Origin of the sequence: Muribaculum sp. NM65_B17 (assembly GCF_004793735.1) — a bacterium.
In the GTDB taxonomy this organism is placed as follows: domain Bacteria; phylum Bacteroidota; class Bacteroidia; order Bacteroidales; family Muribaculaceae; genus Muribaculum; species Muribaculum gordoncarteri.
Genome location: NZ_SRYY01000003.1, coordinates 437,788 through 453,496 on the forward strand (window position 1 = coordinate 437,788; position 15,709 = coordinate 453,496).

The following is a 15,709-nucleotide window of genomic DNA, read 5'->3' on the forward strand; positions in this document are numbered from 1 at the left end:
AAGTTGATAATGAAACAATTCTTTAGGCAGACATTCAATCTGCTTGCCGAAAACAAGCTGCACTCGTCGATCGTGATTGTAGGCACGGCCGTTACAATGGCGTTTGTGATGATGGTAGTGATGACATTTGATTTCCGTGCGGCTGACCTCGCTCCCGAGAGCCACCGCAGCCGCACGGTCTACATGTCACCGGGCCACATCAACATGGTCGACGGCACCAATCACTCCTCGGGCATGGGCAAGATTCCGTTTGACGCGCTGTTTACGGCCTGTCCCGGAGTCGAGCTGGCCACGTGGAGCGGCTATCTGGCCGAGTCGTCGGTGTCGATGCCCGGCAGTGCCGACAAGCATCGTTTCTTTGTCAACGATGTGGCCGCCAACTGGTTTGACATGTTTGACTACAACTTCATTGCCGGCAAGCCGTTTACCGAGGCCGAGTATGACGGTCATCCGCGTGAGGCTGTGGTGAGCCGCACTGTTGCACGCAAGCTTACGGGCGGTGACCCTGCCTCGATCGTGGGGCGTGACATTCTGGTGAATTTCCGCCCGGTCAAGGTGACGGGCGTGTATGAGGATGTGAGTCAGGTGTTTCAGACTGCCTACAGCGATGTGCTGATGCCGTTTACCGGTGAGAAGAACATAGCAATGGGCGGCTTGGCGGGTCGCCGCCGGGGTGTGCTGCTGCTTGCTCCCGGAGCCGATGTCGACGATGTGGCCCGTGAGGTGGCGAGGCGTGAGGAGATGCTTAACTCCCGTGGAAGTGATTTCGTGTTCCATCTGGAGCGGTTGTACAACCATGTCGACTACACCTTCTTCCGCGATGCGATGATAAATCCCCGACTGGTCTACGGACTTCTCATAGCCGTGTTGCTTATAGTGCCGGCGCTCGGACTGTCGGGACTGATCAACGCGCAGATGCAGTCGCGCCTCGGCGAGATTGCAATCCGCAAGGCCTACGGAGCCACCAATCGCGGCATAATGGGCCGATTGTTTGCCGAGAATCTTGTAGCTACATTCATCGGAGCGGTCATCGGTTACATCCTGTCGTGCCTGCTCGTGTGGGCATGCCGCCGGTGGATATTTGCCGAGATGACCGACCGCATGTCGGGAACGATGGGCGACATAGGCCTTGACGGCAGCCTGTTTGTGCATCCTGCCATAGCCCTTTACGCCCTTGCGGCCTGCCTTGTGTTTACCACGGTTGCCACGGTGGTTCCCGCATGGATGTCGACTCACCGCAGTATTGCAATAACCCTGAAAGGAGGAGAGTGACGATTATGTTCAATCAAGTATTAAAGCAGTTATGGAACGCGCGTCGTTCAAATGCCTGGATATGGGCGGTGCTGCTCGTGGTGAGTGTGCTGCTGTGGTTTGCGCTCGACATCATATATAATTATGAGGCCGCAGCCCGCAAGCCGCTCGGCTATGATGTCGACGGACTGTACAACATCGAGCTGCGTTACAACTGGACCACCAATGCCGACTCAACCCAGGATGAGGACAACCGGGCCATATACAATCTCATAAAGGACTATCCGCTGGTCGACAAGATATGCTATTACAGGGGCGACGAGCCGTTCAGTGACAACCGCATGTATGAGGGATTCACGCCCCACAGCGATTCAACGTTCACGGTGTCAACCTTTATAAGGCTTGTCAGTCCGGAGTTCTTCGATGTCTACAACGTGACGCCGATCTACGGCTCCATCGACAGCGAACACTGGTCGCAGGGTGAGTATCCCGTGCCGGTGGTGATGACGCGGGAGTTGGCCGACTCGGTGTTTGGCGACATATCACAGGCGGTGGGCAAGACCTGCTACAACCCCTACTATCTGATGGCCAACATTTCGACCAACTACAAGGTGGTGGCTGTGGTAGCCGATCAGAAGCCTTTCGGCTACAGCCGTTACGAGAAGATGATCTACATGCCCAATCAGCCCGAGGCGTTGCCCTACAGCAACATCGTCGTGAGTGTCAAGCCCGAGAATCGCGCCACGTTTGCCGAGAAGTTCTACGCCGACATGCGTCAGCCTCTTGAACGTGGTGTATTCTATCTGCTCGGAGCCGAGCCGTTGTCGGCCAGGAAGGAAGCCTACGACCTGTCGCACGGAACGGTCAACTACCTCAACACTACCTACATTTTCATCGCGTTTTTCATGTTCATGGTCTTTCTTATCGTGCTCGGCTCGTTTATGATGCGCACGCGTCGCCGCCGTTGCGAGATAGGTGTACGCATGGCCATGGGCAGCTCACGCCGCATGGTGATGCTGCAGCTGATGGGCGAGGGGCTACTGCTGCTTGCACTGGCATTGCTACCTGCGCTTGTCGTGGCACTTAACATTGTCAACGCCGACATCACGGTAAACACGTTGACCGACATGTCGGCACTGCGGTTTATCGTAACGTTTGGCACGGCGGCGCTGCTGCTTGCGCTGGTGATTGTGGCTGCGATATATCCGTCGGCCCGTAAGGCCATGAATCTTGACCCGGCTGAAACACTGCATGATGAATGAAAACCCGTTAAATAAATTACCGATTATGAAACTGAACAAGATATTTGCCTGCCTGCTTGTGGCCTCCGCGGCCTGGCAGGGCGGTTACGCGCAGGAAACCAAGCGTAACATAACACTTGAGGAAACCATCAACCTGGCCCGCGCACAGAGCGTGAACGCCGCTGTGGCGCTTAACGAGCTAAAGGCCGCTTACTGGGAATATCGCACTTTCCGCGCCGATCTGCTTCCCGAAGTCAATTTCTCGGCTAAGTTGCCGGGCTACTATAAGAGCTACTCACCCTATCAGCTCGACGACGGTTCCTACACATTTGTGCGCAACAACTACATGCAGATGAACGGTGAGCTGTCGATTTCACAGAACATCTGGTTTACGGGCGGTACGCTGTCGCTCAACACCTCGCTCGACTTCCTGAAGCAGCTCGAGGGCGACAAGTACAACCGATTCATGTCGATTCCCATCGCGCTGACATTGAATCAGCCCATATTCGGCGTCAACCACATCAAGTGGAGCCGCCGCATAGAGCCGGTGCGTTACGAGGAGGCCAAGGCCGCGTTCCTGTCGGCAACCGAGCAGGTGGCCATGACTGCGATAAACCACTTCTTCAATCTGCTGATGAGCAAGGAGAGCGTCAATGTGGCCAAGCAGAATCTCGCCAACGCCGAGAAGCTCTATGAGGTTGCGCTGGCAAAGCGACAGATGGGTCAGATAAGCGAGAACGACCTGCTGCAGCTTGAGCTAAACAAGCTTAACGCACAGTCGACACTTACCGACAGCGAGAGCTCGTTGAAAAACAATATGTTTCAGCTGCGTTCATTCCTCGCCCTTGACGAGTCGGAGGATCTTGAGCCGGTGTTGCCCGGCACCGTGCCCGAAGTGATGGTACACTATGACGATGCGCTCGATAAGGCGCTTTCCAACAACTCATTCGCCAAGAACATCCGCCGCCGTCAGCTTGAGGCCGATTACGAGGTGGCCAGGGCCAAGGGTAATCTGCGACAGATAACGCTGTTTGCTCAGGTGGGATACACCGGAACCGCCGATAACTTTGACATGGCCTATAGCGGGCTGAAGGACAACCAGATTGTGGAGGTGGGATTCAAGATTCCCATCCTGGACTGGGGAAAACGCCGCGGACAGGTGAAGGTGGCCGAGAGCAACCGCGAGGTGGTGGAGAACCGTCTGCGTCAGGAAACGATGGACTTCAACCAGAACCTTTTCATCCTCGTGGAGCGTTTCAACAATCAGCGCGCACAGCTCAATATCGCCGACATGGCCGACCAGATAGCACAGAAACGCTACAACACCAATGTGGAAACCTTCATGATAGGCAAGATTTCGACTCTCGACCTCAACGATTCGCAGACCAAGAAGGATGAATCGAGAAGGGACTACATCAATGAGCTATTCTACTACTGGTACTACTACTATCAGTTGAGGAGCGTGACGCTGTGGGATTTTGACAACAGCACCAGCATTGATGCTGACATTGAATCGATAATTAAGCGTTGAAAAAAATAGGCCGATAGGATTGAAATGAGTAAATTTGCACCGATGATACTTATAATTGATGATGATAGGGCGGTGTGCCTGTCGCTGGAGCTGCTGTTGAAGCGTGCAGGATATGAAGTGACTTCGGTCAATACTCAGGCCGATGCCATTGACTATGTTCGGGGCAACTCTCCGCAGCTGGTGCTGATGGACATGAACTTCTCGCGCTCGACTTCGGGTGACGAGGGGCTGATTCTGCTCCGTCAGGTAAAGCTGTTTCGCCCTGCCGTCCCTGTAATCCTCATGACGGCATGGGGCAGCATTCCCCTTGCGGTGCAGGGCATACAGGCGGGTGCAAGCGACTTCATCACCAAGCCGTGGAACAATCAGCTGCTTCTGCAGCGCATAAGCACGTTGCTTGACATCGCCGGACGCGAGGATGAGGGAGAGTCGGCGGTTGATTCCGACGGATTTGACCGCTCGTTCATCATCGGCAACAGTCCCGAGCTGATCGCCGTGCTCGACACTATCAAGAGAGTGGCCAAGACCGACGCATCGGTGCTGATAATGGGCGAGAACGGAACCGGAAAGGAGCTGATAGCCCAGGCGCTCCATGTCAACAGTCGCCGCAAGAGCAAGCCCTTTGTCAAGGTGAATCTCGGGGGTGTGTCACACTCACTGTTTGAGAGCGAGATGTTCGGACACAAGAAAGGAGCTTTCACCGGAGCCACCGCCGACCGTGAAGGCCGCTTCTCGGTAGCCGACAAGGGCACGATATTCCTCGACGAGATAGGCGACCTCGACATGAGCTGTCAGGTGAAGCTGCTCAGGGTGCTTCAGGAGCACACTTTCGAGGTGCTCGGCGAGAGCACTCCGCGCAAGGTCGACATAAGGGTGGTGTGTGCCACCAATGCCGATTTGGCGCAGATGGTGCGTGACCGCACATTCCGCGAAGACCTTTTCTACCGCATAAATCTTATTACCGTGACGCTGCCTCCGCTGAGGGAGCGCCGAAGCGACATTCCGCTCCTCGTGCGATACTTTGCCGACGAGATATGCCGCCTCAACGACATGCCGCCGGTGAAGATAGCCAAGACGGCGATGAGCTATCTGTCGAAGTTGCCCTATCCCGGCAACATTCGCGAACTTAAGAATCTGGTCGAGCGCACCCTGCTCGTGGGTGGAGCCGATGAGCTGAAGGCCTCGCACTTTGAGCGTCAGTATGCTCAGCAGTCGTCGGAGCTGCCGGGCAAGATGATGTCGCTCAACGGCCTCACGCTCGATGAAATAGAGAAGCGCACCATTGTCGACGCACTCGAGAAGTATAACAACAATCTGTCGCAGGTGGCACAGGCGCTCGGCATAACCCGCCAGTCGCTCTACCGACGCATGGAAAAATACCATATCGGCCTATGAAGCTGAGATGGATGTTTGCTCTCGTTGCCTTGATGGTCATTGCTGCGGGTGTCATCTTTGCGATGACCATGAGGGAAGTGTCGTCGCAATGGACCGTCTACATCGTTGAAGGCATAATGGTCTTTTGTCTTGTCGTGCTTCTTTTGTTTTACCGCACGTCAATGCGACTGGTAAGATCGGTGTCCAACGGCATGGATCTGCTCCGCGAACAGGATTTCAGCAGCCGTCTTGCCCATGTCAACCAGCGAGAGGCCGACCGCATAGTCGATGTGTTCAACCGCATGATGGACAGCCTTAAGAACGAGCGGTTGAAGCTGCGTGAGCAGAATCACTTCCTTGACCTGCTGATGGGGGTGTCGCCGATGGGAATATTGATTTTCGACCAGTCGGAGATGATAACGATGGGCAACAAGGCCGCCGCCTCGTTTTTCGGCTATGACGATAGCAGTGATTTGATAGGGCGCAAGCTCATAGGCATTCCGTCGCCTCTTGCCGCCGTGATAAAGGGCATGGAACCCGAAACTATAGAAACTGTGCGCCTCAGCAACTCCAAGATATACCGATGCTCGCGACTGTCGTTCATGGATAGCGGATATGCCCATCCGTTTGTGCTCATCGAGCATCTCACATCCGAAATGGTCAAGGCCGAGAAGAAAGCCTATGAGAAGGTGATAAGGATGATAGCCCACGAAGTCAACAATTCGATGGCCGGTGTCAACTCCACGCTCGACACTGTGGCCTCGATGCTCGAGGAGGAGAGCGACGACGCGCTGCACGCTACGGCCGATGTGCTTAGGGTGTGTCAGGAGCGTTGCATGACAATGAGCCGCTTTATAACATCCTATGCCGATGTAGTGAAGATTCCCGAAGCCAACCTGATGCTTACCGACCTCAACGAGCGTGTGTATGCCTGCAAAGAGTTCATGGAGAGCATGTGCAACGAGCGTGACATACGCCTCCACGTGCAGCTGTGTGACGAGTGTGTGCAGGTTAAGATCGACAATGTGCTCTTTGAGCAGGCTCTCGTCAATATACTCAAGAATGCAATCGAAAGCATAGGTAGCGACGGCGATGTCTACATTACCACCACCGCTAAGCCGGCCACGCTCACGATTGCCGACAATGGCGCAGGCATAAGCCCCGATATAGAGTACAAGCTCTTCAGTCCCTTCTTCTCGTCAAAGCCCAACGGACAGGGACTCGGATTGATATTTATAAGTGATGTGCTCACTAAACATAATTGTTTGTTCTCGTTACGTACTTGTGATGACGGACTTACCCGCTTCAGTATAAGGTTTAAATGATGCGTAAGCCACCGTTCCCGGCGGTAACAAATATTGGGGGAACTGGGTCTAAGTTAAATTTTAACACTTGCGGCGTCAACTTTAACTGATTGTAGATGTTATTAAGGTAACTAACGATACTTTCACTTATTTTAAAGACTAACAATTATGAAGAAGTATTTACTTGCGCTGTGCGCTATATTGGGAATCTTTACTGCCGCTCAGGCTCAACGTACTGAATTGACTGTAAGCTACGGCGGATATACTCAGATGGATGCCATGGATTGCCATGACGGAGGTCATGATGTTAACACTGCATGGGGTGCTCTTAACGTGGGCGTGAACTTCAATGTAGCTCCCAATTTCTGGATTGGCCCTTCCTACACTTTCTCAAGCACTACGCGCAAGCACAATTCCGACAACAAGTTCTACTATCACGCAATCATGCTTAACGGTCGTTACAACTATTACCGCAATTCAATCGTGACATTGTACTGCAAGGGCGGTATCGGAACAATCATCTCGCATCAGACATGGGATGACAGCTCCAAGAACAACGGCTACTTCGCATTCCAGATCAACCCGCTGGGCGCTCAGGTGGGCATAAGCAATGTCGTTTCGATGTTTGGCGAGCTCGGCTTCGGTGCACAAGGTTTGCTTCAGGTCGGATTCAAGTTTAATCTGTAATACTCTTTATTGTCGATTCAAGGCGGATTGCTTGGCAACCCGCCTTTTTTGTGTCAATTCAGGACGAGAGTCTGAAAAATTGTTAAATGAGCGAGCGTAATCAATCATCGGTTGTAAATGAATGTTAACCCACGGCTTGATTTCTCGCGTTTAGGCGTTATATAAAAAGGTAAGTGTATAACTTTGTCGCTAAATTTTGTATTTATGCCAAATATATTGACAAGCTTAATAAGCAAGCAAACCTTGAAGTACGGCGAGCGCGCTGCATTTAGCTTTAAGGCTGAACCGCAGGGAAAGTGGATTGACACATCCTGGAATGAATTTAGCCGCAAGGTCGACATGGCTGCATGTTCATTAGAGATACTGGGCATGGAACCGGAGGCTACTGTTGGAGTCTTCTCGGCCAACCGTCCTGAGATACTTATTACCGATTTTGCCGCCTTTGCCAACAGGGTGGTGCCGGTTTCCATATACTCGACAAGCAGTGAGGAGCAGGTTGAATACATAGTCAACGATGCCCGCATCAATATGCTCTTTGTGGGAAACGAGGAGCAGTATCACATAGCCCGAAAGGTTCAGAAACGCAGTCGTCACATTCAGCAGATTGTAGTGTATCAGAACATAAATCTGCAGCCCGACGATTGCAGGACGATGACATTCGATTCATTTCTGAAGCTCGGAGAGGCCGCAGGCGAGTCATGTCACGAAGTCGTTGAGTCACGCAGGTCGTCGGCCACAGGAAGCGACCTTGCAACTCTGCTTTACACTTCGGGAACTATCGGCGAGCCCAAGGGTGCGATGCTCACTCACGACTGCTTCAATGCCGCGCTCGACATTCACCTCGAGCGATTGCCGATGCTGTCCGACAAGGATACTTCGATCTGCTTCCTTCCGTTGAGCCACATCTTTGAGAAGGCATGGACATTCTTCTGCCTGTTGAAGGGCATGAAGGTGTACATCAACCATGATCCGCGTGACATCCAGAACTCGATACGCGAGGTGCATCCTACATGTATGTGCAGTGTGCCGCGCTTTTGGGAGAAGGTCTACGCTGCGGTTCAGGCCAAGATTTCACGCATGAATCCGCTGCAGAAGCTGCTCGTGAAGCGTGCCCTTGCAGTGGGAGCCCGTCGCAACCTTGATTATGTGCGCCTCGGCCGCAAGGTCCCGGCATGGCTTGCCGCACAGTACCGTTTCTACGACAGCAAGGTGTTTGCACCCATGCGTAAGGTGATAGGCATTGAGCATGGAAACATATTCCCGACTGCCGGCGCTCCGTTGTCGGCCAACATCGTGGAGTTTCTGCACTCGTGCGGTATAAACATCGTGATAGGTTACGGCTTGTCGGAAACCACCGCCACCGTTACGTGCTTCCCCACCGTGGGCTACGAGATAGGCACCGTGGGCACCGTGCTTCCGCGAATACAGGTGAAGCTCGGCGCCGACAACGAGATATTGGTAAAGGGCCCCACCGTGATGACGGGTTACTTCAACAAGCCCGAGGAAACGGCCAATGCGTTCACCGATGACGGATGGTTCCGCACAGGCGATGCCGGAGTGGTCGACGACACCGGCGCACTCATCCTCACCGAGCGCATAAAGGACCTGTTCAAGACCTCCAATGGAAAATATATCGCTCCGCAGGCTATCGAGAGCCGTCTGGGCGAAGACAAGTACATCGAGCAGGTGGCTGTGATAGGCGACCAGCGTAAGTATGTGACGGCGATTATAATACCCGCCTTTGAGGCTCTTAAGGAGTATGCCCGCAATAAGAAGATTCAGTATAAGTCGGTCTACGACCTTGTCAACAACAGCGAGATACGCCGCATGATACAGGAGCGCATCGACAAGCTTCAGAATGGATTTGCCAACTATGAGAAGGTGAAGAAGTTCACGCTGCTGCCCAAGGAGTTCTCAATGGAAACGGGCGAGCTCACCAATACGCTTAAGATACGCCGTCCGGTGATCAATCGCAAGTATGCCCACGAAATCGAGGCTATGTACGCTCAATAATTGACGAATTACATTTTTTTCAACAAAACATATATAAATTTGCTATGATAACTTTCGAGCAGCTAAAAGAGACGATAGAGCGCAAGGATGCGCTGGGGAGGTATCTTTGACATCGACAGCAAGCGTGTCGAAGTAGAAGAGGAGGAGTTGCGCACTCATGTTCCCGATTTCTGGGAACATCAGAAAGAGGCGCAAGCCCAGATGAAGAAAGTAAAGGAGCTGCACCAGTGGATTGACGGCTACGATGAAATAGACAAGGCTGTGGGCGAGCTGTCGCTTGCATGGGACTTCCTGAAGGAGGGACTCGTGGAGGAGAGCGAGCTCGACACAATGTATGCCGATGTGATTTCAAAGCTGGAGGCCATGGAGCTGCGTAACATGCTGCGCCGCGAAGAGGACTCTCTCGGTGCGGTGTTGAAGATAAACTCGGGCGCGGGCGGAACCGAGAGCCAGGACTGGGCGTCGATGCTGATGCGAATGTATCTGCGCTGGTGCGAGTCTAAGGGCTATAAGACCGCCATTGCCAACATGCTTGAAGGTGACGAGGCGGGAATAAAGTCGGTTACGATTGAAGTCGACGGTTCGTTTGCCTACGGTTACCTTAAGAGTGAGAACGGTGTGCACCGTCTTGTGAGGGTGTCGCCCTACAATGCACAGGGTAAGCGAATGACATCGTTTGCTTCGGTGTTTGTCACTCCGCTTGTCGACGACACAATCGAAGTGAAGGTTGAGCCTGCGTTACTGTCGTGGGACACTTTCCGAAGCGGCGGTGCCGGCGGTCAGAATGTGAACAAGGTCGAGTCGGGCGTGCGCCTGCGCTATCAGTTCACCGATCCCTATACCGGCGAGAAGGAGGAGATTCTCATTGAAAACACCGAAACCCGCGACCAGCCCAAGAACAAGGAGAACGCCATGCGTCAGTTGAGGTCGATACTCTATGACAAGGAACTCCAGCATCGTCTTGCCGAGCAGCGTAAAATCGAGGACGGCAAGATGAAAATCGAGTGGGGCTCGCAGATAAGGAGCTACGTGTTTGACGACCGACGGGTCAAGGATCATCGCACCAATTGGCAGACGAGCGATGTGAACGGCGTGATGGACGGTGATCTTGACGGATTTATAAAAGCCTATCTTATGGAATTTGCCGCTGAAGGCGACAATGCTTAATGTGGGATGACAAAGGACAAACTTACTATAGTTAAGGTTGGCGGAAAGATTGTCGAGGAGGAAGAATCCTTGCGTCAGCTTCTTGCCGACTTCGCCTCGATAGAGGGATTCAAGCTTTTGGTACACGGTGGGGGACGGTCGGCCACAAAAGTGGCTGCCGACCTCGGCATCGAAACCAAGATGGTCGACGGACGAAGGATTACCGACGACGACATGCTCAAGGTGGTGACGATGGTCTATGGCGGCCTTGTCAACAAGAGTGTCGTTGCACGACTGCAGTCGCTCGGAGTGGATGCTCTGGGAATGACCGGTGCCGACATGAACATAATATTGAGCCGCAAGCGCCCGGTAAAGAGTGTCGACTACGGCTGGGTGGGCGATGTTGAGCGCGTCAACGGCGAGGCTCTTTCAGCGCTGATACGCTCGGGCGTGGTGCCTGTTATCGCTCCTCTGACTCATGACGGTGAGGGACATCTGCTGAACACCAATGCCGACACGATGGCCGGCAGCACGGCGCGGGGGCTTGCTCCTTACTTCGATGTGCGCCTTGTGTTCTGTTTTGAAAAGCCCGGAGTGTTGCGTGACGAAAACGATGACGATTCGGTGATAGCGCGAATCGACCGAGCCGCTTTCGGTCAACTTAAAAATGAGGGAATTGTGAGCGGAGGGATGCTGCCTAAACTTGAGAATGCTCTTGATGCAATAGACTCGGGTGTAAGCGAGGTTATCATCACAAAAGCATCGTCACTCGGCAATCTTGATGCCGGAACCCACATTGTAGATAACAAAATGATATAATTTTTTGTGTAAAAGAAGTTTTTAGCTAATTTTGCAGCGAATTTAAGAAAAACGGTAATCTATGAGAATTGCTATTGTAGGAGCGAGTGGAGCTGTAGGTCAGGAATTCCTGAGAGTGCTCGACGAGCAGAATTTTCCGATTGACGAGTTATTGCTTTTCGGCTCAAGCCGCAGTGCAGGACGCAAGTATACTTTCCGAGGAAAGGATATCGTAGTCAAGGAGCTCAAGCATAACGATGACTTTGAAGGCGTTGACATCGCCTTTACATCGGCAGGAGCCGGCACTTCGCGTGAATATGCTTCAACTATTACAAAGCATGGAGCTATCATGATTGACAATTCAAGCGCATTCCGCATGGACGAGGATGTGCCTTTGGTGGTTCCTGAGGTTAACGGTGATGATGCATTCAACACTCCCCGTAACATAATAGCAAATCCCAACTGCACCACAATCCAGATGGTGGTCGCTCTCAAGCCCCTCAACGACATTTCGCCCATAAAGCGCGTGCATGTGGCAACCTATCAGGCAGCCAGCGGCGCAGGTGCGGCTGCAATGGACGAGCTTATGGAGCAGCATGCGCAACTTGTGCGCGGCGAAGAGCCCACGATTGAGAAGTTTGCCTATCAGCTCGCTTACAATGTCATCCCTCAGGTCGATGTGTTCACCGACAACGGTTACACCAAGGAGGAGATGAAGATGTATAACGAAACCAAGAAGATTATGCATGCTCCCTCGCTCGATGTGAGCGCAACCTGCGTTCGTGTCCCCGTGATGCGTGCTCACTCCGAATCAATCTGGATTGAAACCGAACAGCCTATTTCGATAGAGCAGGCCCGTGAGGCATTGAGCAACGCCGAAGGAGTCGTAGTGCTTGACGATCCCGCACAGAAGAAATATCCCATGCCCCTTGATATAGCCAACGAGGATCCCGTATACGTGGGTCGTCTTCGCAAGGACTTGACTTGCGCTAACGGACTTTCGTTCTGGGTGGTTGGCGACCAAATCAAGAAAGGCGCAGCACTGAATGCAGTGCAGATTGCCCAATACATGATTGCCCACGGCAAGAAATTTTAGGCAATAATTGGAAAGAACCTCTGTACAAATAAGATTTATATTAATTTAAGCCTTTATTTTATTAAGGAAGGGAGTCGGCGAGAGCCGCTTCCCTTTTTTGTTATTGCGAAAAAATGTTTAATTTTGTAACAGTAAAAAATATCGAGCCACAATTATGATGCTTAAAGCGACTTTGCCCCTGGTGACTGATCCGGTACTGATATTCTTCATCGTACTGGTCATAATTCTGCTCGCACCGCTGTTGCTTAACAAGTTGAAGATTCCCCACATCATAGGAATGATTGTGGCGGGTATTGTCGTGGGCCCTTACGGAATAGGATTGCTTGAGCGTGACGCCAGTTTCGAGATATTCGGTCAGGTGGGTATCCTGTACCTTATGTTTCTTGCGGGAATCGAGATTGACATGTATCATCTCAAGAAGAATCTAAGCAAGGGACTGTGTTTCGGAATGTACACCTTCATGGTGCCTATGATAGTGGGTACGCTCACATCGGTTTATCTGCTGCACTTCGACTGGCTCACTTCGATATTGCTGGCTTCGATGTATGCTTCCCACACTTTGATAGCCTATCCGATAGTTTCTCGTTTCGGACTCACCAAGTCGCCGGCTGTCATCATAACCATCGCCGGTACCATCGTTACGGTGCTTGGCGCGTTGATTGTGCTTGCCGGGGTTGTGGGCATCTACAACGAGGGATCGTTCAATGTAGCCGACCTGCTCAAGCTGTTGCTGATGCTTGTCGTCTACTGTCTTGTGATAGTATATGTGTTTCCCCGCCTCACTCGGTGGTTCTTTAAGAAGTATAGCGACAATGTGACGCAGTTCATATATGTGCTTGCAATGGTGTTCCTCGCCAGCTATTCGGCCAAGATGATAGGGCTTGAAAGCGTGCTCGGAGCCTTCTATGCCGGTCTTGTGCTGAACCGTTACATCCCCAACATGTCGTCGCTGATGAACCGCATCGAGTTTGTGGGTAACGCCATCTTCATTCCATACTTCCTTATAGGAGTGGGCATGCTGATAAATGTCAATGTCATCGTGTCAAACTGGAACACCGTCTACGTGGCGGTGGTGATGTCGGTTGTCGCCACGCTGGTTAAGTGGCTTGCCGCGTGGCTCATGCAGAAGAGCTATCGCATGACCTCGACCGACCGCAACATGATGTTTGGCCTCTCCAACGCTCAGGCGGCCGCTACTCTTGCAGCCGTGATGATTGGTTTCAACATAGGCATCTTTGACGAATCGGTGCTTAACGGAACGATTGTGATGATACTCGTCACCTGTGCCGTGTCGTCGATAGTGACCGAGCGAGCCGCCGCCAAGATGAAGCTCGATATGCTGCGTGACGATAACTCGTCGCAGATGTCGAGTGAAAACCGCACATGTCACACCCTTATTTCGGTTGCCAATCCCATAACCGCTTCATCGCTTGTAGACCTTGCCATACTGATGCGCAACGAACGCTACGGCAACAAGCTCTATGCCCTCCACGTGCGTAACGACAATTCGGCGGGCTCGAGAGCGATAGGCCGCAATTCGCTCGATGTAGCCGAACAGACGGCTGCAAGCGTCGACACCAAGCTCACGCCTATCGAGCGTTACGACCTGAATGTGGTGACCGGCCTTGTGAATACCATAGAGGAGCGTGACATATCGCAGGTAATCATAGGCATGCATCGCAAAACCACGGTGATAGACTCCTTCTTCGGCTCCAAGGTGGAGCAGTTGCTGAAGTCGACCAACAAGATGATTGTCATAACGCGATGCTTCATCCCGGTGAGCACGATAACGCGAATAGTGGTGTCGGTACCCGATAAGGCTCAGTTTGAAACCGGTTTCAAGGCATGGGTGATGACGATAGCCAATCTCGCCCGCCAGATAGGATGTCGCGTCATATTCTGTTGTCACCCCGAGGTGCAGCCTTACATCAGGGGCGTGTTGCGTCATGAGCGTTACGACATACGCAGTGAGTATCGCGATGTCGAGGAGTGGGATGACTTTGTATTGCTGGCCAACAGGATTCTTGACGATGACCTGTTTATCGTGATCAGCGCACGTCGCACATCGGTGTCGTTTAACTCGTCGATGGACGAGCTGCCGGGATTCTTGCAGAAATATTTCTCGCGCAACAACCTGATAGTGCTCTATCCCGAGCAGTTTGGCGATGAAGTTCCTCTCACATCGTTTGTCGACCCGTTGTCGAGTGACATATCGGGTGCTCCCGGCGGATTGTGGCTCACCATGGCAAGCTATTATCGTCGACTGGTGCAGTTGCGCAAGCGTTTCACCCACCGCAAGAGGGTTAAGAAGATAGACCTTTAGACTGTAGATGTCGACTCACGAAATGAATGTTTACGTAGCACCGCTTCAGGGGTTCACCGAAGCGCCTTTCAGGCATTGTCACGCATCGGTATACGGGGCCGCCGACCGATATTACACTCCATTCCTGAGAATTGGGCATGGTGAGCCGCGTCATCGTGACATGAGGGATGTCACATCGCAACTGAACGACAATCATGATGTGGTTCCTCAGATAATATTCCGTGACATCGATGAATTTGACCTCCTGATAGGGGCATTGAAGGAGGCCGGTTGCCGCCGCGTCGACCTCAACATGGGGTGTCCGTTCCCGCCTCAGGTCAACAAGGGGCGTGGCGCGGGAGTGTTACGCAACAAGGCGTTACTTGAGAAAGTGGCTGAGCGGATTGACGCAGAGCGTGACATGACATTTTCGGTCAAGATGCGTCCCGGCATATCGGCTTACGATGAGTGGCGTGACATAGTGGACATCATAAACGCCATGCGTCTTGAGCACGTGACGGTGCATCCGCGTGTCGCAGCCTTGCGTTACGGCGGCAGTGTCGACATGGATGCGTTTGCCGCGATGTTCTCGCAATTGCAGCACCGGGTGGTGTATAACGGCGATATAATGTCACGTGACGATGCGGCGCGGATAGCCGATTCATTTCCCGGCCTTGACGGCATCATGATAGGGCGGAGTGTTCTTGCCCGTCCGTCGCTTATCGCCGAGATGCGCGAGGGCAGGGATTGGAGCAGTGAAGAGCGCGTCGATCACCTGTTGCAGCTTCACGCAGGGATATTCCAACATTACAGTACGACACTGTGCGGTGACGCACAGGTGTTGTCAAAAATAAAGCCGTTCTGGGAGTATCTCGAATGGGAGATAGGCCACAAAACGGCTAAAATGATCAAGAAGGCGACATCGATTGAAAAGTATGAAAAGGCTGTCGCCTCAATAGGGTGATT

General features: G+C 52.6%; 12 protein-coding genes. All 12 read left to right on the plus strand.

The window, feature by feature from the left end:
- The first annotated feature begins 9 nt into the window (after nucleotides 1–9).
- The 12 genes from E5354_RS06405 (at nucleotide 10) to E5354_RS06460 (ending at nucleotide 15,707) form a co-directional block, all read left to right on the plus strand.
- Entirely contained in the window at nucleotides 10–1,272 is a 1,263-nt protein-coding gene (locus tag E5354_RS06405; protein WP_135946833.1) for an ABC transporter permease, read from the plus strand.
- A 5-nt stretch (nucleotides 1,273–1,277) separates the two neighbouring features.
- Entirely contained in the window at nucleotides 1,278–2,513 is a 1,236-nt protein-coding gene (locus E5354_RS06410; RefSeq protein WP_168353839.1) for an ABC transporter permease, read from the plus strand.
- Between the two features lie 25 nt (nucleotides 2,514–2,538).
- Entirely contained in the window at nucleotides 2,539–4,023 is a 1,485-nt protein-coding gene (locus tag E5354_RS06415) for a TolC family protein (RefSeq protein WP_135946835.1), read from the plus strand.
- A 42-nt stretch (nucleotides 4,024–4,065) separates the two neighbouring features.
- A complete protein-coding gene (locus E5354_RS06420) occupies nucleotides 4,066–5,418 on the plus strand; it encodes a sigma-54-dependent transcriptional regulator (protein WP_135946836.1) in 1,353 nt (450 codons plus the stop codon).
- Nucleotides 5,415–6,722 (plus strand): sensor histidine kinase, encoded by a 1,308-nt coding sequence (locus E5354_RS06425; protein ID WP_135946837.1) that lies wholly within the window; start codon nucleotides 5,415–5,417, stop codon nucleotides 6,720–6,722. The genes E5354_RS06420 and E5354_RS06425 overlap by 4 nt, the downstream gene beginning before the upstream one ends.
- A gap of 147 nt (nucleotides 6,723–6,869) precedes the next feature.
- The gene (locus E5354_RS06430; protein WP_123395747.1) at nucleotides 6,870–7,388 is read left to right on the plus strand and encodes an outer membrane beta-barrel protein; all 519 of its coding nucleotides are present in this window, start codon (nucleotides 6,870–6,872) and stop codon (nucleotides 7,386–7,388) included.
- 204 nt (nucleotides 7,389–7,592) lie between these two features.
- Nucleotides 7,593–9,401, plus strand: coding sequence for an AMP-dependent synthetase/ligase (locus tag E5354_RS06435; protein WP_135946838.1), 1,809 nt, complete (start codon nucleotides 7,593–7,595; stop codon nucleotides 9,399–9,401).
- A gap of 44 nt (nucleotides 9,402–9,445) precedes the next feature.
- A protein-coding gene (gene prfB, locus E5354_RS06440; RefSeq protein ID WP_123395749.1) for a peptide chain release factor 2 occupies nucleotides 9,446–10,568 on the plus strand; the annotation gives its coding sequence in 2 pieces (ribosomal slippage) (nucleotides 9,446–9,508 and nucleotides 9,510–10,568; 1,122 coding nt in all).
- Nucleotides 10,569–10,574: 6 nt separating this feature from the next.
- Entirely contained in the window at nucleotides 10,575–11,366 is a 792-nt protein-coding gene (gene argB, locus E5354_RS06445; protein ID WP_123395750.1) for an acetylglutamate kinase, read from the plus strand.
- A 61-nt stretch (nucleotides 11,367–11,427) separates the two neighbouring features.
- The gene (locus tag E5354_RS06450; RefSeq protein WP_123395751.1) at nucleotides 11,428–12,441 is read left to right on the plus strand and encodes an aspartate-semialdehyde dehydrogenase; all 1,014 of its coding nucleotides are present in this window, start codon (nucleotides 11,428–11,430) and stop codon (nucleotides 12,439–12,441) included.
- Between the two features lie 154 nt (nucleotides 12,442–12,595).
- Entirely contained in the window at nucleotides 12,596–14,764 is a 2,169-nt protein-coding gene (locus tag E5354_RS06455) for a cation:proton antiporter (RefSeq protein WP_123395752.1), read from the plus strand.
- Nucleotides 14,765–14,786: 22 nt separating this feature from the next.
- Nucleotides 14,787–15,707, plus strand: coding sequence for a tRNA-dihydrouridine synthase family protein (locus E5354_RS06460; protein ID WP_168353840.1), 921 nt, complete (start codon nucleotides 14,787–14,789; stop codon nucleotides 15,705–15,707).
- Nucleotides 15,708–15,709 lie beyond the last annotated feature (2 nt).

What these genes read in the sequence shown, in the direction of transcription:
- E5354_RS06430 (WP_123395747.1), top strand. Translation starts at nt 6,870, where the DNA reads ATGAAGAAGTATTTACTTGCGCTGTGCGCTATATTGGGAATCTTTACT.
- E5354_RS06415 (WP_135946835.1), top strand. Translation starts at nt 2,539, where the DNA reads ATGAAACTGAACAAGATATTTGCCTGCCTGCTTGTGGCCTCCGCGGCC.
- argB (WP_123395750.1), top strand. Translation starts at nt 10,575, where the DNA reads ATGACAAAGGACAAACTTACTATAGTTAAGGTTGGCGGAAAGATTGTC.
- E5354_RS06425 (WP_135946837.1), top strand. Translation starts at nt 5,415, where the DNA reads ATGAAGCTGAGATGGATGTTTGCTCTCGTTGCCTTGATGGTCATTGCT.
- E5354_RS06405 (WP_135946833.1), top strand. Translation starts at nt 10, where the DNA reads ATGAAACAATTCTTTAGGCAGACATTCAATCTGCTTGCCGAAAACAAG.
- E5354_RS06435 (WP_135946838.1), top strand. Translation starts at nt 7,593, where the DNA reads ATGCCAAATATATTGACAAGCTTAATAAGCAAGCAAACCTTGAAGTAC.
- E5354_RS06460 (WP_168353840.1), top strand. Translation starts at nt 14,787, where the DNA reads ATGAATGTTTACGTAGCACCGCTTCAGGGGTTCACCGAAGCGCCTTTC.
- E5354_RS06410 (WP_168353839.1), top strand. Translation starts at nt 1,278, where the DNA reads ATGTTCAATCAAGTATTAAAGCAGTTATGGAACGCGCGTCGTTCAAAT.
- E5354_RS06455 (WP_123395752.1), top strand. Translation starts at nt 12,596, where the DNA reads ATGATGCTTAAAGCGACTTTGCCCCTGGTGACTGATCCGGTACTGATA.
- E5354_RS06450 (WP_123395751.1), top strand. Translation starts at nt 11,428, where the DNA reads ATGAGAATTGCTATTGTAGGAGCGAGTGGAGCTGTAGGTCAGGAATTC.
- E5354_RS06420 (WP_135946836.1), top strand. Translation starts at nt 4,066, where the DNA reads ATGATACTTATAATTGATGATGATAGGGCGGTGTGCCTGTCGCTGGAG.